A 22,704-nucleotide genomic window follows, 5' to 3' on the forward strand; every position below is an offset into this window, starting at 1 on the left:
TGACCCGGATGGGGCGGGCTCGTACGGTCAGCTCCGCGGCAAGCTTTGCATTCTTGCAGCAAGAACCTTCAGGAGCCTTGAGGGCAGGACGCGTTGCCACGTGAGGCTGCACCGTCATCCCCGCATTTCCCCCACCGCAGGAGGAAAGACATGGCACGCAGACCCCTGTCTGCAGCGCTCGCCCTGATAGCCGGCGCCGCCGCCCTCGTCCCCACCGCCACCCCCGCCCAGGCGTCCGCACCCGGCAACAAGGACGTCACCGCCGTGATGTTCGAGTGGAAATTCGACTCCGTCGCCAAGGCCTGCACGGACTCCCTCGGTCCGGCCGGCTACGGCTACGTCCAGGTCTCGCCGCCCCAGGAACACATCCAGGGGAGCCAGTGGTGGACCTCGTACCAGCCGGTCAGCTACAAGATCGCCGGACGGCTCGGCGACCGGGCCGCCTTCGCCGCCATGGTCAGCACGTGTCACAGCGCGGGCGTCAAGGTCGTCGCCGACTCCGTCATCAACCACATGTCGTCCGGTTCGGGCACCGGCACCGGCGGCTCCTCGTACACGAAGTACAACTACCCCGGCCTGTACTCCTCGTTCGACATGGACGACTGCACCGCACAGATCAGCAACTACCAGGACCGGGCCAACGTCCAGAACTGCGAACTCGTCGGGCTCGCCGACCTCGACACCGGTGAGGACTACGTCCGCGGCAAGATCGCCGGATACCTCAACGACCTGCGCTCGCTCGGCGTCGACGGCTTCCGCATCGACGCCGCCAAGCACATGCCCGCGAGCGACCTCGCCAACATCAAGTCGCGGCTGACCGACCCCGGCGTCTACTGGAAGCAGGAGGCGATCTACGGGGCGGGCGAAGCCGTCTCACCCGACGAGTACGCCGGCACCGGGGACGTCCAGGAGTTCCGCTACGCCCGCAGCCTCAAGCAGGTCTTCAACAACGAGAACCTCGCCGAACTGAAGAACTTCGGCGAGGGCTGGGGCTTCATGCCGTCCGCGAAGGCCGGGGTCTTCGTCGACAACCACGACACAGAGCGCGGCGGCGACACCCTGAACTACAAGGACGGCGCCAACTACACCCTCGCCAACGTCTTCATGCTGGCCTGGCCGTACGGCTCGCCCGACGTCCACTCCGGCTACGAGTGGTCGGACAAGGACGCGGGTCCGCCCAACGGCGGCACGGTGAACGCCTGTTACAGCGACGGCTGGAAGTGCCAGCACGCCTGGCCGCAGATCTCCTCCATGGTCGGCTTCCGCAACACCGCGCGCGGCGAGGCCGTCACCGACTGGTGGGACAACGGCGGCGACCAGATCGGGTTCGGCCGAGGCTCGAAGGCGTACGTCGCCATCAACCACGAGGGCTCGTCGCTCACCCGCACGTTCCAGACGTCGCTGCCCGCCGGTGACTACTGCGACATCCAGTCCGGCAACGGGGTGACCGTCAACGGCTCGGGACAGTTCACCGCGACGCTCGGCGCGAACACCGCCGTGGCACTGCAGGTGAACGCGCGTACCTGCACCGGCAGTGGCACCACCGAGCCCGGTGCGGGTACCTCCGGAGCCTCCTTCGGTGTCGACGCGACCACTCAGCTCGGCCAGAACATCTACGTCACCGGGAACCAGTCCGCGCTCGGCAACTGGAACACGGGCAGCGCGCTCAAGCTCGACCCGGCCACGTACCCGGTCTGGAAGCTGGACGTGAGCATGCCCGCCGGTACGTCGTTCGAGTACAAGTACGTCCGCAAGGACGCGAGCGGCGCCGTCACGTGGGAGAGCGGCGCCAACCGCACGGCGACGGTCCCGTCGTCGGGCAAGGTGACGCTGACGAGCGACGTCTGGCGAAGCTGAGGTCCTCCCCGGACCGGGGCGGCTGACCACGTCGCCCCGGTCCGGGGGCTGAACCGGGGTCCGGTGCCGCATCGGGGCGTCTCCTCGGGTGCCGCAGACTCCCCGACACCGTGCGCGAACCGACCACTTACTGCGTCACCCTGCGGGGATCGCCCCGATACGTCCCCTCCCGGCGCACCGCCGCCGACCGGTGGGCGTCCAGCGCCGGAGGCCCCCGGGTGCCCGGGGCGGGGGTGTACCAGGGCGATCCCCGCAGGACGACGCAGTAAGGGCACGGCTTCCCTGCGGTGTGGGGGAGTCTGCGGCGTCCGAGGAGACGCCCTGGTGGACCCCCGCCCCCCGGCCCACCCCACTTGTCCGTCCACTCCGAGAACCCCTGCAACACCGATCAAGGAGACCTCACCCGTGTCCCGTACCACCCTCAGGCGGGGAGCCGTCGCCGCTCTGTGCGCGGCGCTCATACCCGTCGTCCCGGCGGCAGCCACCTCCGCTGCGCCGAGGCCCCCGGGCCCGCCGTCGGACGCGGCGCTCGCCGCCCAGTCCGCCCGGCACGATCTGACCCGTGAGCAGTTCTACTTCGTCATGCCCGACCGGTTCGCGAACGGAGACACCTCCAACGACCGCGGCGGGCTCACCGGTTCACGGTTGGAGACCGGCTACGACCCCACGGACAAGGGGTTCTACCAGGGCGGCGATCTCAAGGGCCTGACGGACAGGCTCGACTACATCAAGGGCCTCGGCACCACCGCCATCTGGCTCGCCCCGATCTTCAAGAACCGCCCCGTGCAGGGCACCGGCAAGGACGCATCGGCCGGTTACCACGGCTACTGGATCACCGATTTCACCCAGGTCGACCCGCACTTCGGCACCAACGCCGACCTGTCGAAACTGATCGACAAGGCCCACGGCAAGGGCATGAAGGTCTTCTTCGACGTCATCACCAACCACACCGCGGACACCGTCGACTACGCCGAGAAGAAGTACGGGTACAAGCCGAAGGGCGCCTACCCGTACCTCGACCGGGACGGCCGCCCGTTCGACGACAGCAAGGGCCTGGCGAAGGTCGACGCGGACTCCTTCCCGTACACGCCGAAGAACACCGGGGAGAAGGTCCCGGCCTGGCTCAACGACCCCACGATGTACCACAACCGCGGCGACTCGACCTACGCCGGAGAGTCCACCACGTACGGAGACTTCTCCGGCCTCGACGACCTGTGGACCGAGCGCCCCGAGGTCGTCTCCGGCATGGAGAAGATCTACGAGAAGTGGGTGCGCGACTTCGATATCGACGGGTTCCGGATCGACACGGTCAAACATGTCGACCTGGACTTCTGGACCCAGTGGGCCACCGCCCTCGACACCTACGCCGCCCGGCACGGCCGCGACGACTTCTTCATGTTCGGCGAGGTCTACTCCGCCGACACCGCCCTCACCTCCCCGTACGTCACCCGGGGCCGGCTCGACGCGACACTCGACTTCCCGTTCCAGGAGGCGGCCCGACAGTACGCCTCGCAGGGCGCCCCGGCCGCGAAGCTCGCCGCCGTCTTCGGCGACGACTACCGGTACACCACCGACAAGGCCAACGCCTATGAGCAGGTGACCTTCCTCGGCAACCACGACATGGGCCGCATCGGCGCGTTCCTGAAGCAGGACAACCCGAAGGCCGACGACGCCGAGCTGGTCGACCGGGCCCGCCTCGCCAACGAGGTGATGTTCCTCAGCCGCGGCAACCCCGTCGTCTACTACGGCGACGAGCAGGGCTTCACCGGCGCGGGCGGCGACAAGGACGCCCGCCAGACCATGTTCGCCTCGCAGACCGCCGACTACCTCGACGACGACCAGCTGGGCACCGACCGTACTCACGCCTCCGACGCGTACGACACCGGCCACCCGCTGTACCGGAACATCGCCGAGCTCTCCGAACTGACCAGGAAGAACCCGGCCCTGCGCGACGGCGTCCAGACCGAGCGGTACGCGGAAGGTTCCGTCCACGCCTTCTCCCGTACGGACCCCGAGCGGTCGAACGAGTACATCGTCGCCACCAACAACGGCACCGCTGCGAAGACCGTCGAGCTGCCCACCGCGTCGGCCGCCATGAACTTCCGTACGCTGTACGGCGGTTCCGGTACGGTCCGCAGCGGCTCCGACAAGAAGATCACTGTCACCGTGCCCGCCCTCGCAGGCATCGTGCTGCGCGCCGAGAAGCCCCTGGGCGCCCCGGCCGCCAAGCCCTCGATCACACTGACGGCACCCGCCGCCGGAGCCACCGGCACCGTGGAGATCTCCGCGGACGTCGACGGAGGATCGCTCAACCGGGTCGTCTTCGCCGCCCAGACCGGCAACGGCACATGGGCCACCCTCGGCTCCGCCGACCACGCCCCGTACAAGGTCACCCAGCACCTGGACAGCAAGGTGGCGGCGGGAACACCGCTGCGCTACAAGGCCGTTGTCGTCGACCGTCCCGGGCGGACCGCGAGCGCCCTCGCCTCGACGACCGCGGGACAGGCCCCGGCGGAAGGGAAGCCCGTCGCCGTCGAGCGCGACTACGCCGTCGTCCACTACAAGCGCGCGGACGGCGACTACGACGGCTGGCACATCGAGTCGGGCGACAGGTCCGCCGATTTCACCGGACGCGACGCCTACGGTGCGTTCGCCTGGATCAAGCTCGACGAGGGCGTGTCCTCCGTCCCGTACACCGTCGAGAAGGACGGCACAGCCGACGGGCCGCAGCGCACCCTCGACCTCGCGAGGACCGGGCAGGTCTGGATCGAGCAGGGCAAGGACGGCCAGGCCGACGAGGCCCCCGAGGGCGCCTACCCGGCGCAGGACAGGACGAAGGCCGTCCTGCACTACCACCGGGCCGACGGCGACTACGACGGCTGGGGACTGCACACCTGGACCGGCGCCAAGGAACCCACGGACTGGGCCAAGCCGCTCCAGCCGGTGAAGAAGGACGCCTACGGCGTCACCTTCGAGGTGCCGCTCACCGACGGCGCCACCTCGCTCAGCTACATCCTTCACAAGGGCGACGAGAAGGACCTCCCCAGCGACCAGTCGCTCGACATCGCCACGTACGACCACGAGGTGTGGATGATCGCCGGACAGCCCGGCTATCTGCTGCCGCAGACCGGCGGTGTGCCCACCCCCGACCTCACCAAGGCCGAGGCACAGTGGATCGACTCCGACACCGTCGTGTGGAAGGTGAAGGCCACCGACGCCACCAGCCAGCAGCTCGTCTACGCGAAGGACGGCGGGATCTCCGTCGTCGACGGGGCGCTCTCCGACGAGGGCCGGTGGCTGCGGCTCACCCCGTCCGCGCTGACCGACGCCCAGAAGGCGAAGTACCCGCACCTCAAGGACTACCCGGCGTTCACCGTCGACCCGCGTGACCGGGACAGGGTCCGCGAGGCGCTGCGCGGCCAGCTGATCGCCACCCAGCGCGCCGCCAACGGCGCTCTGCTCGCCGCCACCGGCGTACAGAGCGCAGGTGTGCTCGACGACCTGTACGGGAGGAGCGCGAGCACCGCGGCGCTCGGCCCGGTCTTCGGCCACGGCCGTCCCACCCTCTCCGTCTGGGCTCCCACCGCGCAGACCGTCGCCCTGGAACTCGACGGGAAGAACATCCCGATGCGGCGCGACGACCGCACCGGTGTCTGGTCCGTCACCGGCACCGCGCAGTGGACCGGCAAGCCGTACCGCTACGTGGTGAAGGTGTGGGCGCCCACCGTCCAGAAGATCGTCACCAACAAGGTCACCGACCCGTACTCCACCGCCCTGACCACCGACTCCGCCCGCAGCCTCGTCGTCGACCTCGACGCCCCGGCACTCGCGCCGAAGGGCTGGACCGGACTGAAGAAGCCGGCCGCCGTCCCGCTGCGGGACGCCCAGATCCAGGAGCTGCAGATCCGCGACTTCTCGATCGCGGACCCCACGTCCGAGCACCCGGGCGAGTATCTCGCCTTCACCGACACCCGCTCGGACGGGATGAAGCACCTCAAGGAGCTCGCCGACTCCGGCACGAGCTACGTCCATCTGCTGCCCGCCTTCGACATCGGCACCATCCCCGAGAAGAAGTCGGCCCAGCAGAAGCCGGCCTGCGACCTGTCCGTGTACGCCCCCGACTCCGAGGAGCAGCAGGCGTGCGTGGCGAAGGCCGCCGCGAACGACGGGTTCAACTGGGGCTACGACCCGCTGCACTACACGGTTCCCGAGGGCTCGTACGCCTCCGACCCCGACGGCACCCGGCGTACCGTCGAGTTCCGGCAGATGGTGCAGGGGCTGAACGGTGCCGGACTGCGGACCGTCATGGACGTCGTCTACAACCACACCGTCGCCTCCGGCCAGGACGACAAGTCCGTCCTCGACCGGATCGTTCCCGGCTACTACCAGCGGCTCCTGGACGACGGCACCGTCGCCACCTCCACCTGCTGCGCCAACACCGCGCCCGAGAACACCATGATGGGCAAACTCGTCGTGGACTCGATCGTCACCTGGGCCAAGGAGTACAAGGTCGACGGCTTCCGCTTCGACCTGATGGGCCACCACCCGAAGGCGAACATCCTCGCCGTCCGCAAGGCACTCGACACGCTGACCGTGGCCAAGGACGGCGTCGACGGGAAGAAGATCATCCTGTACGGGGAGGGCTGGAACTTCGGTGAGATCGCCGATGACGCCCGTTTCGTCCAGGCCACCCAGAAGAACATGGCCGGCACCGGCGTCGCCACCTTCTCCGACCGGGCCCGCGACGCCGTCCGCGGCGGCGGCCCGTTCGATGAGGACCCCGGCGTCCAGGGCTTCGCCAGCGGCCTCTACACCGACCCCAACACCTCGACCGCCAACGGCACCCGCGCCGAACAGAAGGCCCGGCTGCTCCACTACCAGGACCTGATCAAGGTGGGCCTGACCGGCAACCTCGCCGACTACACCTTCACCGACTCCTCGGGCCGTACGGTCAAGGGCTCGGGTGTCGACTACAACGGGGCCCCCGCCGGATACGCGGCGGTCCCCGGCGACGCCCTCGCCTACGCCGACGCCCACGACAACGAGTCGCTGTACGATGCGCTCGCCTTCAAGCTGCCGACGGCCACCTCGGCTGCCGACCGGGCCAGGATGCAGGTCCTGGCGATGGCGACCGCCGCTCTCTCGCAGGGGCCGTCGCTCTCCCAGGCGGGATCGGACCTGCTGCGCTCCAAGTCCCTGGACCGCAACTCGTTCGACAGCGGCGACTGGTTCAACGCACTGCACTGGGACTGCCGGGACGGCAACGGCTTCGGCCGCGGACTTCCCCCGGCAGCCGACAACGAGTCCAAGTGGTCCTATGCCAAGCCGCTGCTGACCTCCGCCGTGCTCAGCCCCGGTTGCGCGCAGATCAACGGTGCGTCCGCCGCGTACCAGGACCTGCTCACCATCCGCACGACGGAGAAGGAGTTCGACCTCTCCACCACGGAGCAGGTGCAGTCCACCCTGTCGTTCCCGCTCTCCGGGAAGGACGAGACGCCCGGCGTGATCACGATGCGGCTCGGAAAACTGGTGATCGCCCTCAACGCGACCCCCGGCACCGAGCACCAGCAGATCGCGGAGCTGGCCGGGAAGGACTACGCCCTGCACCCCGTCCAGGCCGCGGGGGCGGATTCTACTGTCAAGAAGGCCTCGTACGAGAGGAGTTCGGGAAGCTTCACCGTCCCGGGACGCACGGTGGCCGTGTTCTCCCTGAGGTGATCCGGACAGGACTACGTTGAGGGCAACCGCCGGGGAGTGAGCCACATCCCACGCTCCCGGGCGCGCCCCTCCCACCACATGGACCGGTCACGGCCCGCTGTCCCGTACACACAGGCGTTGGGCGTATGCCCGCGTCGTACGGGCCGGCGGGCCGGTTCAGCCCGCCCCGGCCGTCCGGGCAGAAGGAGCAGGGCGTCCCGGCACTCCACCGGCGGAGCAGGTTTGGATCGTGCCGCGTGCCGGACAGTGACAGTGACGGTGACCATGGTGGGAAACATTCCCGAGGAGACGACGAGCTTCGTCGGACGCACGGCGGAACTCGCCCGGCTCGAACACACGCTTGGTACTTGCCGGCTGACCACACTCGTCGGCGCCGGCGGCGTCGGCAAGACCAGACTCGCGGTCCGCGCCGCCCGGCAGGCCGCACCCGTCCATCGCGACGGAGTCTGGTGGGCGGATCTCTCCCCGCTCCAGGGCGACGGGCCGCTCGTCGCGACCGTGTCCGACGCCGTCGGGCTCTCGGACCACACCCTGCGCATGCCCATCGACGCCCTGTGCGAATGGCTCACCGACAAACAGCTGTTGCTCATCCTCGACTCCTGCGAACATCTGCGCCCCTCCTGCGGCCATCTGCTCGGGGAGATCCTCACCACGTCGCCCGGCCTCACCGTGCTCGCCACCAGCAGACAGCCCCTCGACATCAAGGGCGAGCAACTCATCGAGGTGGCACCGCTGCCGGTCGAAGGGGCGGCCGACGCACTCACTCTCTTCCAGGACCGGGCCCGTGCCGCGGACCCCGACGTCACCTTCGACGCACCCGGGGACGCCGAGGCCTCCGCCGAGATCTGCCGCCGCCTCGAAGGCATTCCGCTCGCCATCGAACTGGCTGCCGGAGGAGTCGGCCGGCACACCGTCGAGCAGGTCGCCGCACGGATCGGCTCCCGCTTCGACGTACTCACCGACTCCTCCCTGTGGCCGCCGCGCCACCGCACCCTGCGCACCACGATCGGCTGGAGCCACGAACTCTGCACCCCGCTGGAACGGCTGCTCTGGGCCCGGCTGACCGTCCTGCGGGGCGACTTCGACGAAGCGGCTGCCCGTGAGGTGTGCGCCGAAGAACCGCTCACCGAGGACGGCGTGGACACCGCGCTGAGAGGACTGGTCGCCAAGTCCGTCGTCAAACGGGACGGGGGGCGGCACCGGATGCTCGACACCATCCGTGAGTACGGCCGGATGTGGCTCGCCGAGCTCGGCGAGGAACGCGCCGCCGCCGACCGGCATGCCGCCTGCTTCCTCGGCCTGGCCCGTAGCGCCCACGCCGGCTGGACCGGCCACCACCAGATCTTCTGGTACCACCGCATCGCCGAGACACACGCCGACCTGTGCGCCGCACTCGAGCACCTGCTCGTCCACGACGGCGCCGCCGCCCAGGAGATGGCGGGCCGGATCGGCTTCTTCTGGTGCTGCTGCGGCCACCTGCCCGAGACCCGCAAGTACGCCCAGCGGGCCCTCGACGCCGGACCCTCCGAGGGCCCGCACCGCACCCGCCTGCTGTGGGTGCTCGGCGTCTGCGCCTTGCTCCAGGGCGACTACCCGACCGCCCGGCGCCTCGGCTGCGAATGTTCCGGCGCGGCGGCCCACGACGGAACAGACGAGGGCATCCTCGCCGCCGCCTACCTGCGCGGCCTCACCGACCTGCTGACAGGCCACCCCGAAACCAGCCTTCGCGAAGTCGCCCGCGTACTGCGGATCACCGAGGGCACCACCCCCGTCGACTCGGCGTACCGGCTGCGCTGCCACCTGATCACCGTCTTCGCACTGACCGGCCTCGGCCGGCTCGACGAGGCCGCGGAGGCGGCCACAGCCCTGAGGTCGGCCTGCGAAGCACAGGACGAATGCTGGACCCTGTCGTACGCCGACTACCAACTGGCGCTGATCGCCCTGCTGCAGGGACGCCCCGAGGCGTCCGCGGCGCACGCCCGGTCGATGCTCGTCGGCAAGCACCGGCTCCGCGACCGCTTCGGGATCGCCCTCGGCCTGGACGTCCTTGCCGCGGCGATCGCCGCCACGGGCGCGGGCGCCCGCGCCGCCCGGGTGTACGGCACCGGACAGTCGTACTGGCGCATGGTCGGCCACCCGTTGCGCGGCACCCCCGAGCTCGGCCCGGTCCGCGAGACCTGCGAACGTCAGGCCCGCGCGGCGATCGGCGACGCCGCCTACCAGCGCGCCTTCGAGCAGGGCCGGGCCGAGAACGCGGAAGTGGGCCTCGCCGCGGCGCTCCAGAGCGAACTGCTCGGCTAAGGGCTGTCACGCAGATCACGGCCGGGGCGAATCCCCTTGTGCGGTCGTGCTGATCACCGTAAGGGTGAGATCCGACAACGGCCCGTACCGCACCCTGGAGCGCTTGATGCCGCAGATCACCGTCGACTACTCCGCCGAACTCGACGACGCCTTCGACCGCCGCGGCTTCGCACAAGCCCTGCACCCGCTGGTCGCCGAGACGGTCACCACGAAGATTGCCGCCTGCAAGACCCGCTTCCGCCGGGTCGACGAGTCCGTCGTGGCCGACGCCGTCACCGGTGACGCCATCCTGCACATCTCGATCGGCCTGCTGCCCGGCCGCTCCGGCGAGATCAAGGCACAGCTCACCGAGTCCGTACTGGAGCTGCTGACCGCACACATCAAGCCCACCGACGGCCTCACGGTCCACGCCTCGGCCGAGACCCGCGACCTGGACCCGTCCTACCGCAAGCGCTGACCCGTACCGTCGTCAGGACAACCGCTGCGAGGGCACAGCCGGCACGGCGGGCGACAAGGCGGAGAGCCGCGTCAGTAGATCTCCGAACGGCCCGTCGACCGGCTCCTCAGCGAGGACCCGCAGCATGATTCCCGCCATCTCCGTGTCGTACGCCGCACTCACCGCGGCCAGCGCCGCGAAGTCGTGCACCAGCTGCATCTCCAGCTCCGCGCGGGGAATCCGCCGCCCGTCCAGCCAGATCAACGCCGTCGACTCGGCGAGCGACACCCACGACCGCACGACCAACTCCAGCCGTGCCGGGGGCTCCTCCACCCCCAGGTGGACGAGGATCTGCTCGTACGCCGCCTGCCGTACCCCGTCGATCATCGCGTTCGCCGTCGACGACCCGACCGCGGGCCCGCCCCGCATCAGCGCGGAGAACCCGGGCCCGTGCTCGTCCACGAAGTCGAAGAACCGGCTCATGACCCGCAACAGCCGTGCCCCCAGGGGCCCTTCATGCGGTTCCATGAACCGCCCGGCCAACTCGTCGGCCGCCCGACGCAGCGCCGCCTCGTACAGGCTCTGCTTCCCCGGGAAGTAGTGGTAGACGAGCGGTCGGGAGATTCCGGCCGCCGCGGCGATCTCGTCGATGGACACCTCGTCGGGGGCGCGGTGGCTGAACAACTCCAGCGCGACACCGATCAGCTGCTGCCTGCGCTCATCGACGCCCATCCTGCGCCGCACCCCGGTCGTCATGCCACCAGCGTACCGACCGGGCCGGGAAGGGGGCTCGGCGGTGTCCGGGCGGCCTGCGCCCGCGCCGGCCTACAGATCCAGCACCAGCCGTTCCCCCCGGCACCGCGACACGCAGATCAGCATCGAGTCGTCGCGTTCCGAGTCCGTCAGGAGTTCGTCGCGGTGATCTATCTCGCCCTCCAGGACGCGCTGTTGGCACGTTCCGCAGAAGCCCTGTTCGCAGGAGTACGAGACATACGGAAGTTCCTCGCGGACCGCTGCCAGGATCGACTGGCCGGCCGCGACCCGGACCGTACGGCCGGCGCGGTGCAGTTCCACCTCGAAGTCGCCGGAGCCGGCCGGTGACGTGGCCGCCGCCGTGAAGCGTTCCAGGTGCAGGGTGCAGTCCGTGGGAAGTGCGGCCGTGACCGCGTCCATCAGGGGTTCCGGGCCGCAGCAATAGACCGCCGTGCCGGGCGCGAGGCCTGTGAGGGCTGCCGCTGCGTCCGGGTGGCCGGATTCGTCCTCCGGTACGACCGTGACGCGGTTGCCTTCCGCGCCGAGCTTCTCGATCTCGTCCAGGAACGGCATCGAGGCGCGCGTACGGCCTCCGTAGAGCAGCCGCCAGTCGGTGCCGGAGGCGGCAACCGCCCGCAGCATCGGGAGGATCGGGGTGATGCCGATGCCGCCCGCGACGAAGACGTACGCGGGGGCTCCGGTGATGAGCGGGAAGCGGTTGCGGGGGCCGCGGATCTCGATCTCCACGCCCTCGTGCAGCTGGGCGTGGACCTCACGCGAACCGCCGCGGCCGTCCTCGGCCAGGCGGGTCGCGACCGTGTACGTGTCGGGCGCGGCCGGGTCGCCACAGAGCGAGTACTGACGCACCAGGCCCGAGGGGAGGACGAGGTCCAGGTGGGCGCCGGGCTGCCAGGCGGGGAGGTCCGGGCCCTCCAGGCGGAGTTGGACCACGCCGTCCGCGGGCGTGGTCCGCTCGGTGATCAGCAGGCGGCGGGTGGTGGTGGAGCGGCGGCCGGAGTGACCCGAGACCGGTTCCTCCAGGGCCGGCAGTGGCCACAGCGGGGACTTCTCGATGCGCCGGTGCAGGGCGCGCTTGGCGAGCAGCGCGGCGCCGGCCACGAGGACGACGGTGCGCAGGCGGGGCAGGGCCATGGGTCAGTGGGTTCCCGTCGTACGGGCCTCGGCTGCCAGGGCCGCGGGCGAGTGGGCGAGATAGTCGACGGCCTGCGCCGTACTGCCCTCCTGGGAGGGGTGGTAGGAGTGGCTCAGATAGCGCGGGATGGAGCGCAGCAGGGCAGGCGTGGAGGGCAGGGTGCCGCGCTTGCCGCTGTCGTAGAACGCCTTGAACGACGCCTTGCCGTCCAGCAGACTGGGGTCGTTCTCCATGAAGAAGCGGACACCGCGCTGCCAGAGGAAGACCAGGGCGGAGAAGGCCAGCCCCCAGGTGCGCACCCGGCGCCGGTAGCCGCCGTCGACATGCATGAAGACCTCGAAGGCCACCGAGCGGTGTTCGACCTCCTCCGCGCCGTGCCAGCGCAGCAGGTCCAGCATGGTGGGGTCGGCCCCCTTGCGGTCCAGGGCCTCGGAGTTCAGGATCCAGTCGCCGAGAAACGCCGTGTAGTGCTCGATCGCCGCGATGATCGCCACCCGCTCCATCAGCCACCACCTGCGGGCGCGCCCCGGCGGCAGCGTCCGGTCGCCGAGCAGCTTCTCGAAGAACCAGTCGACCTGTGCGGTGTACGGGGTCGGGTCGAGCCCGAGCTTCTTGAGGTGGGGGAGCACGTCGTCGTGGGCCTGGGAGTGCACGGCCTCCTGGCCGATGAACCCGATCACGTCGCGTCGCAGCTGCTCGTCATGGATGTACGGAAGCACCTGCCGGTACACGTGGATGAACCAGCGCTCCCCGGCCGGGAGCAGCAGATGGAGCACATTCATCGTGTGCGTGCTGAAGGGGTCGCCCGGCACCCAGTGGAGGGGAGTCTTCTCCCAGGCGAACGAGACCTTGCGGGCCTTCAGCTCGGTTCGCTCCGACGCGACCGCCGCTGGCTGCGTGTTAGACATGTTGTCAATGTACTGACGGGTACGCGGGGGGAACAGGGGCGTGCAGCGAATTCCTGCAGGCGCGGACCGGTGGGTGACGGAGGGCGTTGTCCGTTGCGTTCGTCCCAGCGGCTGCCGGTAGTTCGCCCCGGACCGTGCCCGGTCGGCGGTTCGGCCGAAGCCGACGCGTACGCGTCGGGCCCGTGGCGGTCCTCCTCGGTGGAGGGCGCCACGGGCCCGGTTCAAACTGCGGTTCGGATCGGATCAGCGGTGGTTGTGGCCCCAGCGGTCGTGGCCCCAGCGTCCGTGGTTGCGGTTGTCGTGGCCCCAGCGTCCGTGGTCACGGCGGTCGTGGCCCCAGCGTCCGTGGTCACGGCGGTTGTGGCCCCAGCGTCCGTCGTCCCAGCGGTTGTGGCCCCAGCGTCCGTCGTCCCGACGGTCGCCATCCCCGTGCCGACCGTCCTTGACCTGCACGGAGTGGGCAACGCCGACAGCGCTGGGGGCGGCGGCCTGAGCTGCGCCGGCACCACCCAGCACGACGACGGCGGCCACACAGACGGCGGCAGCGAAGCGTGGAACATGCATGGAAATCTCCTGTCGCAGCAGGCGGCGAAGCGCCTGCTCGGATTTGACCTCGCAACCGTCGCCCCCCGACGACCGATAACGACCGCGCCACGCGCTCCAAGACACCCGATCTGCTGCAATGCAGCCGGTAGTGGAACCGGGTCCTGTAGGCAATCCGTGGACCTCCGTTCGCCTCCCCCGTCCCCTCCCGTGTCCGTCGCCATCCGCCCTTCGGCACCCCGCCCCACCTGCTGGTTCTCGCCGAGGTATCGGGGGTGCGCCCGTGCGGCGGCGACTGCGCGCCCCGCTCTGCGGGCGCGCCGGACGGTCCGCCGCCGCGCGCCATTCGGCCGAGCAGAGGATCACGGCGTGCAGCACGGGAAGGGCACGGCGGCATGGTCAGCGCAGGGCGCCGACCCGGCTCCCGTTCGCCAGCAGTCCGCTCAGCTGCGCCCGGTCGCCCGCCTGTGCCGGTACCGCGAGCAGATGCCCCTGCGCCCGGCCCCCCACCCCGCCGGACGTCGTCAGCGACGCGAACTCCTCGCTGCCCGCCGCCAGTACGTACCACCGGCCGCCACGCGACTTCCACAGCACACCCGCCAGCACCCGCGGATCCCGCGCCCCGCAGGCCGGTGAATCCTCGGCGCGCGCCGCGACGGCTCCCGGCGACACCACACCGCCAGCGGCGGGCAACGTCGACGAGGCCTGGAACTGGGCGAGAACCCTGCTCCCCGTGCCCCGCCAGGTCTCCGCCCGGGTGCACAGCCACTGCGCGTAGCCGTTGCCCTCGGGCAGCCACTGCCGGGCGTACGGCCAGGAGTTCACCGACCGTACGCCGCGCGACCGGACCGCCGTCAGCAGACAGGCGGTCCGCGCCCAGCTCTCCCGCTCCGCCCGCCCGGACACGTCGTGCGGCGCCGACGGCGACCCCGAGGTCAGCCGGGCCGGGGCGAGTTCGCCGAGGTCCGTCAGCAGCCGGGTCGAGGTACCGGCGTGCATCTCGACGGCGGGCCAGGAGCGGCAGCGCGTGGCAGTTGCCGGGCTCGGCAGGGCATCCGTGACGCCGTTGCGGTCGCGGTGCAGCGCCCGTGCGGCCCGGGCGGGAGCGAGCAGATTCCGTACGGACACCCTGCGTACCCAGGGCGCGGTCAGATAGCGGACCGTGCGGGGCCCACGGCTCACGATCAGGGCGTCGGCGGAGGTCGCGTCCGCGCTGTCGACCCGCGCGAAGTCGAGCGCCGCGCCCTGCGCCGGATCGGCGTTGCGTGCCTCCGCGTACCGCACGATGCGCAGCCCGTCGTAGAACAGCACGACGGAGGCCGTCCCCACCTCGCCGGCGTACAGCAGCTGCGGGGAGCCCATCGGTGGCCCGACCGGCGTGCCCGGCGTCGTCGACGACCGCACCGCTGTGCCGGGACGCGCCCAGACGGAGAGTGCGCGCCGCAGCAGTCGGGCGTCGTCGGTGCGGTCCCCGCGGGTGGGCCAGGCGGTGAAGTCGGTACGGGGCGAGCGCTGCCAGAAAGCCGGCGCCACACGTCGCAACGCCGCAGGTTTCAGGGCCTGTTCGGCCGCAGGGTTACGGGCGTACAGGGGCGCGGACGTCTGGTCCCGGCCCCAGCCGTTGCCGGGCAGACCCAGCAGCGCCCCGCACACCAGCAGTGCGGCGACCGCCGCCAGCGCAGCCTTCGCGTGCTGGCGGCGGCGCAGCAGATCCGGCGGGCGGGCCTGAAGGGAACAGGGGTCGAACTCCGTGGAGGCCAGCAGCGCGTACGGCGCCGCCACCGTGTCGGCCTCCATCAGCGCCGCCTGCGGGTCCGCCACTCCGGCGGCGGCGAGCACCCGCCGTACCTCGCCGTCCGCGAGACCCTCCAGGCCGCGCAGGACGTGCGCCGCGCGCGCCGGTCCGGACAGCGCCGACAGTGCCTGGTCCAGGGCGAGTTCGTCCGCGCCGCCGGAGTGCGGGAACAGTCGCAGACCCCAGACCAGCGGCAGCAGCGGCGGCAGTTGGGCCCGTCGCGGCCACGCCGGCCGGCGCAGGGGGAGGCCCGCCTGCAGGGCGGTACGCAGTACCCGTTGCCGGATGAGCGCATACCCCGGGTCGACCCCGGTCGCACCGACGGGCCGGCGGGGGAGCGGGATGCCGTCCCCGGCGGCGAACGCCGTCCGGCGTCCCAGCGGCAGGGACCGCTGGGCGAGTGAGTGGGCGGTCAGCACGCGGCGGTTGCGGCCGAGGGAGGGCGGCAGTACGAGATAGCCGAGCCGGACCAGCCGCGGATAGTGCTCGACGAGCGCCGCTTCGGCCTGCTCCACATCGACCTGCTCGCCATCCACCGGGGCGGCGGCGGAAGGTACTTCTGGCAGTGGGCGCACGTTCAGCAGAACGAGCGAATCGTGCGATGGTCACTCCGGCGTACGGCCGCTGCTGTCCGATCCGGCCGTTCGGCCGCGCCGATGGGAGCGAAGGGGCACGATGGCCGGATGGTGACGCAGTTGGAGATGCGACGAGGACGTGGTTCCGGGGCCGGTGGGTTCAAGGCCGGCAGGCTCGGGATCCGGGCGGCCGCGGCCGCCCTCGCGAGCCTGGCCCTTCTCACGGCCTGTTCGGCCGGCGGGAACGGCGACGACAAGCCGGACGTCCCGCCGACCGCGACCGGCAGCCTGGAGCAGCTGGCCACGAAGGCGCAGTGCAAGCCGAACATCCAGACCGACGCGCAGGAACTGCGCCAGGCCAACTGCACGACGGACGACGGACGTTATGTGCTGGCCACCTTCGCCACCGACCGCGGGCAGCGCGAGTGGATCAACGAGGCCAACGACTACGGCGGCTCGTACCTCGTCGGCCGGAAGTGGGTCGCCGTCGGCGAGCCGAACGTGGTCGCAGCGCTGCGCGGCCGGCTCGGGGGGACGGTGGAGACCGCCTCGCCGCACCACTCGGGGAGTAGTGGCAGTGGGGGGAGCGAGGGAGGGCACTCCGGTCACCACGGGAGCTGACCGCGCAGGTTGGAGGGGGTGGGGTGCTGCAGAGGGGGAATCAGCGGCACTTGCGCCCGCCGTTGATGCAGCTCACCACCTTCTTCATCAGGTTGTCGTCGAAGACGTTGATGAAGTCACCGTGATCGGTGACGGGCTTGTGCAGCTGCTCCGGGAAGGAGTCGACGGCGAAGCCGGGGCCCGGCGGCACGTCGTACACGATGCGCTGGACCAGCTGCGGAATGGCTCTGAAGCCGTTCGGGCACCGACCGTTGTCCTGGGCGAAGGCGACATGGGTGCGGTGATTGGCGGAGTCGGTGTTCTGCCCGTCCCAGCAGCTCTGGAATGCGAACGAGCGGACCACCTGGCTGCCGTCCGGGCAGATCGGGTATTTGTCCTTGAGCTGCCGGTTCTCGAATCCGGTGCAGCTCCATGAGGCATTGGCGTTGGCGTCGCCGTTGGTGAATGCCTTGGCATCCCCGGTGATGATCCGCAGGAAGCGCGGCATCGCCGTGACCTTCCCGGTGGGATTGCCGACGAATTTCAGCGTGACCTGGGACGGAGTCTGGATCTCTCCGATGTTCTGGTCCTTGCCACCGCCGTCCGCGTCCGCGTCGTTCTCCGCCGTCCCGTTCTGCAGACGCAGGACAGGCCAGTAGTAAGTGGACCTGTCACCCTGGTTCCGGCAACTGGTATCGCCATTGGCCAGATCGTCGTCGCTGGCGAAGGCGTCGTTGGCCTGATTGCCGACGTAATCGTGCATATGGTGAGCGCCGTTGCTCACGCCGGGCGCGACGATGACATTGTCCGGGTTGAATTTGCCGTTCTCGTTACGCCCGCAGTCGGTGGTGAACGTACCGCGCGAGGCACCGCGGCGTTGGCGTGGCCTGTCGACATTCGGCTGCACGGACTGGATGTCGACGAAGTCTGACGCCTCGGGGCCGTTGCCCTGCTGCTCCTGACCGTTGTCGCCGTCCTGTCCACCGTCCTGGCCCTGACCCTGATCGTCGCCCTGGCCCTGGTCGGCACCCTGATCGCCGCCTTGGCCCTGGTCGGCACCCTGATCATTGCCCTGGCCGGCGTCCTGGCCGGCGTCCTGGCCCTGACTGTCGCCGGCCCCGTAGCCACCACCGTCATGGTTGCTGTCGTCGGCGCGCAGGCTGCACGGAGCCAGCCCGTCCAGTCCTTGCGGGCGGTCCGCGTTGCGCTCGACGGCGGTGGCGATGCGGTCGATACTCGCCGTCCGCTCGGCCTTCAGCGGACCCAGTACGGCATTCTCGGCAAGGTTGGGATCACGGGAGATCTCGTCCTTCCGATCCGCGAATTGCTGGTAGGCATCGGTGATCTGGGTATCCATGGCGGCCAGTTCGCGGTCGACCTCCCAGCGCGCCTCGTCGGGCACATCGGGAAGTTCGTTACCCACGTCGGGGCAGTCGATGGTGGACATCTGGGTGCCCGTATTCCACGTGCGGCCGGGAGGCGAGCCGGACGCCCCTTCTCCCGCCGAAGCGTAGACATTGACCGCGATCAAGCCACCTCCACCCAGAATCAATGCGGCCGAGGCGACAATCGCCCGGTTGGCCAGCGTCGAACGTTTGCGTGATGTGCGTCCCATGGAACTCCTCATGCTTCGAGGGAGAAGCGTGACGTTCCATACGGGTGTGGTTCGGGGGGTGTTCAGTGAAAGGGGAAGTTCGTAGAAATCTCCATTCGCAAAACGGGTCACATGGGGGCGGGAGTGAACGGGGCGAGCTGTGGGTCCATGGGTGCATCGACCATCCGGTTGGCCGGTGTCGACATCGTGTAGGCGCCGATACCGAGGACCACTTCGAGGGTGTTCTGCGGGGTGTACCCGTGTGCCAGGAAGCCCTGCAGTGCCTCGTCGTCGACCGTGCCCGCCGTCGCGACGACGGCAAGGGTGAACTGCCTTACCGCTTCAAGCCGTTCGTCCGGGAGCGACAGCGGCTTCTCCTCGCGCAGCGCGGCGATCAGGTCGGCGTCCGCGCCGATCGTGATGAGTTTGGCGGTGTGCATGGCCAGGCAGATGTGACAGTCGTTGCGGGTGGCGACCGTCATGATCAGGGTCTCGCGGGAGAGTTGGTCCAGGGTGGCCGACTCGAAGATCGCGCTGATCTTCAGGAAGCCGTCGAGCAGACGGTTGAGGCGCTCCCCGGATGTTCTGGCAATAGATGGGACGTATTTCGTAGGCGCCCTTCCCGCTGGCCTCATCGTGCGGCAGCATGCGCACGTCGACACTCAAGAGATCCGACCAATGAGGTCGAGAATGGGAGGGAACCATGGCACGACGTACCCGCGTGCTCAGTGCGCTCGCACTGGCTGCCGCGGCCGCGCTCGTTCCCGTGCAGGCCACCGCTCAGCAAGCCGCGCCGGCGGCCGGGCAGCAGCCCGGACACCGGGCCGCCGCACCACCGGGCACCCCGTGCGCCGCGCCCGTGAAGCCCGCTTCACAGATGGCCGTCGAGTCCTGCGACAGCCCCGAGCGGATCATCGAGAAGGCCGCGAACATTGTCCCCACCTCCGGCCAACTCGCGTGGCAGCAGCGGGAAGTCACCGCCTTCACCCACTTCGGCATGAACACCTTCACGGGCCGCGAATGGGGATCGGGTACCGAGGACGAGAAGCTCTTCGCCCCGAAGAGCATCGACGTCGACCAGTGGATGCGCGCCTACAAGGCGGCCGGTGCCGAGCAGGTCATGCTCACCGCCAAGCACCACGACGGGTTCGTCCTGTACCCGTCCCGCTACACCGACCACTCCGTCGAACTCAGCCCCGGCAGCCCCGATGTCGTCGGCGCCTACGTGAAGGCCGCCCGTAAGGCGGGCCTGAAGGTCGGCCTCTATCTCTCGCCCTCCGACGGCGCCGAACTCCCGCACGCCTGGCATGCCCAGTGGGTCGAGTCGATCCGCAAGAAGCAGACGGAGGGCAAGCCGCTGAGCCTGCCCGAACAGATGGCGTTGGAGGACGGCGACCGGGCACCCGCGGGCGAGGGCAGGTTCGGCAACGGCAGTGCCGTCACCGAGCGCACCATCCCCACCCTCGTGCACGGCGACGACCGCGCCGCTGCGGTCAAGCGTCACAAGCTCCCCACCTTCACGGTGATGGCCGACGACTACGACGCGTACTACCTCAACCAGCTGTACGAAATCTTCACCCAGTACGGGCCGATCGAGGAGCTCTGGCTGGACGGCGCCAACCCCTGGTCCGGCTCCGGCATCACCCAGAAGTACAACGTCAAGCAGTGGTTCGACATGGTCAAGGCGTTGTCGCCGAACACCGTCGTCTTCCAGGGCCCGCAGGGCGTGCGCTGGGTCGGCAACGAGGGCGGCACCGCCCGTGAGACCGAGTGGAGCGTCACCCCACACGCCACCGACCCGTGGACCGGGCTCGGCAGTCTGCCCAACGACTCGACCGACGCCGACATCGGCTCCCGCGCCAGGATCCTCGACCCGACGACCAAGTACCTGCAGTGGTACCCGGCCGAGGCGGACGTCTCCATCCGGCCCGGATGGTTCTACCACCCGGAACAACAGCCCAAGACTGCAGCGCAGTTGATGAATCTGTACGAGAAGAGCGTCGGCCGGAACGCCGCACTGCTGCTGAACGTGCCGCCCGACCGGGACGGCCGGATCGCCGATGCGGACGTCGCGTCACTGACCGCCTTCGGCAAGGCGGTGCGCAGCACCTACGGCACCGATGTGCGACGCACGCAGGCTCCGGGGCCGTACACCTTCGACCGGGTCGCCGTCCGCGAGGACATCCGGCACGGGCAGCGGGTCGAGAAGTTCGCCGTGGAGGCCAGGATCGACGGCAGCTGGCAGCGGATCGCCGAGGGCACCACGATCGGCAACCGGCGTATCCTGCCGCTCGCCTCACCCGTCACCGCGACGGCGGTACGGGTCAAGGTCCTGGAGTCCCGGGCCACACCCCACCTCGGGGCGACCACGCTGCACCTGAGTTCGACCGGATGAGCCGCCGGCCGGGGGTAGGGGCTCACCCCCGGTCGAGATAGGCCAGCACCGCAAGAACGCGGCGGTTGTCGTCGTCGGACGGCGGCAGGCCGAGCTTCCCGAAGATATTCGAGGTGTGCTTGGCCACCGCCCGCTCCGTGATCACCATCTTCGAGGCGATCGCCGCGTTCGAACGGCCCTGAGCCATCAGCTCCATGACCTCCAGCTCGCGCGGCGTCAGCCCGCCCATCGGCTTGTCCTGCGCCCGTCGCGACAGCAGCTGCGAGATGACCTGCGGGTCCATCGCCGTGCCGCCGGCCGCGACCCTGCGTACCGCGTCGATGAACTGGTCGGCGTCGAATACCCGGTCCTTGAGCAGATATCCGATGGCCCCGTTGCCGTCCGCCAGCAGCTCGCGGGCGTACAACTGCTCCACATGCTGCGAGAGCACGAGCACCGGCAGCCCCGGCCGGGCCCTTCTGGCCGCCAGTGCGCACTGCAGGCCCTCGTCCGTGTGGGACGGCGGGAGCCGGACGTCGACCACGGCGACGTCCGGCTCCAACTCGGCGAGTGCCCTGGTCAGTTCCGGCCCGGTCTCGACGGCTGCCGCGATCTCGAAGTCGTACGCCTGCAGCATCCGGACCAGACCGTCACGCAGCAGGAAGAGATCTTCGGCTAGGACAACTCGCAAGGGATCTCCATGGTCACCATGGTGGGACCGCCCGCGGGGCTGCTGACGGCCATGATGCCGTCGAATGTACCGAGTCGGCGTTCGATTCCGCTCAGTCCCGAGCCCGGTCCGATCGTCGCGCCGCCCCTCCCGTTGTCCGTGACGGAGATCCGCAGCATCGAGTCGGCGTGGTGGATGTCCACCCAGAGACGGTCCGCCCCCGAGTGCTTGGCGGCGTTCGTCAGGGTCTCGCTGACCGCGAAGTACGCGGCCGACTCGACCGGCGCCTCGGCGCGGCCGGCCAGCTCGACCTCGACCTCGGCCGCGATGGGCAGTCGCAGCGCCAACGCCTTGACGGCGTCCCCGAGTCCGCGTTCGGCCAGGACCGGCGGGTGGATGCCCCGTACGAGATCGCGCAGCTCGGTGAGGGCTTCCGCCGAGGACTCGCGGGCCATCGCGAGAAGCTTCTTGGCCTGCGCCGGGTCCTTCTCGATCAGCGCCTCGATCGTGCCCAGGTTCATACCCATGGCGACCAGCCGGGCCTGCGCGCCGTCGTGCAGATCGCGCTCGATCCTGCGCAGTTCGGAGGCGGCGGTGTCCACGGCCTCGTGCCGGGTCTCGGTGAGCCGGTCGATCCGCCGGGCCAGCTCCTGCTCATGGGTGGGTGCCAGCAGCGAGCGGGCGATCACGAAGTGCAGCCGCAACAGCGGACTGCTGACCTTCAGACCCGTCAGGAAGAACATCACACCGAGCGCTGCGGCGGCCAGCGCCGTCGCCTGGCTGTCGACCGGCACGAACGCGTACCAGTACCGGTCGTCGGTGAAGACCCGCCACAGGCCCGCCGCCAGGACGAACCCCTCCACCGGATAGAGCAGCAGCGCCGAGGCGAGGACCGACACGAAGTAGCCGGCCGTCATGTCGACCAGCAGCCACTGGATGTCCCGCCAGGTCGCCGGATCCTTCAGCATCAGCGTCGTCCGCTCCACCTGCCCCGTGAGCCCGCCGCGCAGATCCTTCGGGAAGGGCCGGTAGGGGACCGGGATGCGGACGTCCGACCAGGTCGCCGCCAGCAGCCGGCGCTGGTTGGCGTGCCTGCGGACCGCGTCCAGCACCTGCGGGGTGGTGAACAGGCCCAGACCCAGCGGAATGAAGGCGATCGAGAGCACCGCCAGGACGAACAGGGTGATCGACCCGGCGAGACTGGCGATCGACAGTACGATCCCGCGCCCGGCGGCCAGTAGCGCGGACCTTGTCCGGCTCTGCATCGCGTTCATGATGGTCCCTCTCCCCTCGCCGGGCCCCTCATGGCAGGCCGCGGTCCGAGGACAGTCTCACCCGGCGGTCAGGCGTGACGTCAGCCGTTTCGCCACCCGGGAGGGGTGTAGCCAGCACCACCATCGAGCCCTCGCCCTACGCCTCGGGGAGAG

General features: G+C 70.0%; 15 protein-coding genes. 6 read left to right on the plus strand and 9 right to left on the minus strand.

Annotation, left to right across the window (positions count from 1 at the left end; all coding sequences use genetic code 11):
* Positions 1-150: 150 nt before the first annotated feature.
* The 4 genes from OHB49_RS29955 to OHB49_RS29970 all read left to right on the plus strand — a co-directional run bounded on the left by OHB49_RS29955 (position 151) and on the right by OHB49_RS29970 (position 10,333).
* Positions 151-1,857 (plus strand): carbohydrate-binding module family 20 domain-containing protein, encoded by a 1,707-nt coding sequence (locus OHB49_RS29955; protein ID WP_329164080.1) that lies wholly within the window; start codon positions 151-153, stop codon positions 1,855-1,857.
* Positions 1,858-2,262: 405 nt separating this feature from the next.
* Complete coding sequence (gene pulA, locus OHB49_RS29960) at positions 2,263-7,575, plus strand: pullulanase-type alpha-1,6-glucosidase (protein ID WP_329164081.1); 5,313 nt, start codon at positions 2,263-2,265, stop codon at positions 7,573-7,575.
* Between the two features lie 264 nt (positions 7,576-7,839).
* A complete protein-coding gene (locus tag OHB49_RS29965) occupies positions 7,840-9,876 on the plus strand; it encodes an ATP-binding protein (protein WP_329164082.1) in 2,037 nt (678 codons plus the stop codon).
* A 106-nt stretch (positions 9,877-9,982) separates the two neighbouring features.
* On the plus strand, positions 9,983-10,333 hold the full coding sequence (locus tag OHB49_RS29970) for a 5-carboxymethyl-2-hydroxymuconate Delta-isomerase (RefSeq protein WP_030970659.1): 351 nt from the start codon (positions 9,983-9,985) through the stop codon (positions 10,331-10,333).
* Between the two features lie 12 nt (positions 10,334-10,345).
* On the opposite strand, the gene OHB49_RS29975 is transcribed toward OHB49_RS29970, so the two are convergent.
* From OHB49_RS29975 to OHB49_RS29995, 5 genes are all read right to left on the minus strand, one after another.
* A complete protein-coding gene (locus OHB49_RS29975) occupies positions 10,346-11,068 on the minus strand; it encodes a TetR/AcrR family transcriptional regulator (RefSeq protein WP_329164083.1) in 723 nt (240 codons plus the stop codon).
* 69 nt (positions 11,069-11,137) lie between these two features.
* The gene (locus tag OHB49_RS29980) at positions 11,138-12,217 is read right to left on the minus strand and encodes a PDR/VanB family oxidoreductase (RefSeq protein ID WP_329164084.1); all 1,080 of its coding nucleotides are present in this window, start codon (positions 12,215-12,217) and stop codon (positions 11,138-11,140) included.
* Positions 12,218-12,220: 3 nt separating this feature from the next.
* A complete protein-coding gene (locus OHB49_RS29985) occupies positions 12,221-13,126 on the minus strand; it encodes a metal-dependent hydrolase (protein WP_030970665.1) in 906 nt (301 codons plus the stop codon).
* Positions 13,127-13,369: 243 nt separating this feature from the next.
* On the minus strand, positions 13,370-13,690 hold the full coding sequence (locus OHB49_RS29990) for a hypothetical protein (protein WP_329164085.1): 321 nt from the start codon (positions 13,688-13,690) through the stop codon (positions 13,370-13,372).
* Between the two features lie 378 nt (positions 13,691-14,068).
* Complete coding sequence (locus OHB49_RS29995) at positions 14,069-16,039, minus strand: hypothetical protein (protein ID WP_443079580.1); 1,971 nt, start codon at positions 16,037-16,039, stop codon at positions 14,069-14,071.
* A gap of 108 nt (positions 16,040-16,147) precedes the next feature.
* Here OHB49_RS29995 and OHB49_RS30000 point away from each other — a divergent pair, with 108 nt between their 5' ends.
* Entirely contained in the window at positions 16,148-16,660 is a 513-nt protein-coding gene (locus OHB49_RS30000) for a hypothetical protein (protein ID WP_329164086.1), read from the plus strand.
* A 40-nt stretch (positions 16,661-16,700) separates the two neighbouring features.
* Here OHB49_RS30000 and OHB49_RS30005 read toward each other — a convergent pair whose 3' ends face one another.
* Positions 16,701-18,254, minus strand: coding sequence for a DUF1996 domain-containing protein (locus OHB49_RS30005; RefSeq protein WP_329164087.1), 1,554 nt, complete (start codon positions 18,252-18,254; stop codon positions 16,701-16,703).
* A gap of 107 nt (positions 18,255-18,361) precedes the next feature.
* Positions 18,362-18,868, minus strand: coding sequence for a carboxymuconolactone decarboxylase family protein (locus OHB49_RS30010; protein ID WP_329164088.1), 507 nt, complete (start codon positions 18,866-18,868; stop codon positions 18,362-18,364).
* A 68-nt stretch (positions 18,869-18,936) separates the two neighbouring features.
* Here OHB49_RS30010 and OHB49_RS30015 point away from each other — a divergent pair, with 68 nt between their 5' ends.
* The gene (locus OHB49_RS30015; RefSeq protein ID WP_329164089.1) at positions 18,937-20,628 is read left to right on the plus strand and encodes an alpha-L-fucosidase; all 1,692 of its coding nucleotides are present in this window, start codon (positions 18,937-18,939) and stop codon (positions 20,626-20,628) included.
* A gap of 22 nt (positions 20,629-20,650) precedes the next feature.
* On the opposite strand, the gene OHB49_RS30020 is transcribed toward OHB49_RS30015, so the two are convergent.
* Together OHB49_RS30020 and OHB49_RS30025 are read right to left on the minus strand one after the other, a co-directional pair.
* On the minus strand, positions 20,651-21,298 hold the full coding sequence (locus OHB49_RS30020; RefSeq protein ID WP_329164090.1) for a response regulator transcription factor: 648 nt from the start codon (positions 21,296-21,298) through the stop codon (positions 20,651-20,653).
* Entirely contained in the window at positions 21,283-22,551 is a 1,269-nt protein-coding gene (locus OHB49_RS30025) for a sensor histidine kinase (protein ID WP_329164091.1), read from the minus strand. The genes OHB49_RS30020 and OHB49_RS30025 overlap by 16 nt, the downstream gene beginning before the upstream one ends.
* Between the last annotated feature and the right edge of the window lie 153 nt (positions 22,552-22,704).

It is taken from the genome of Streptomyces sp. NBC_01717 (assembly GCF_036248255.1).
Taxonomy (GTDB): Bacteria; Actinomycetota; Actinomycetes; order Streptomycetales; family Streptomycetaceae; genus Streptomyces.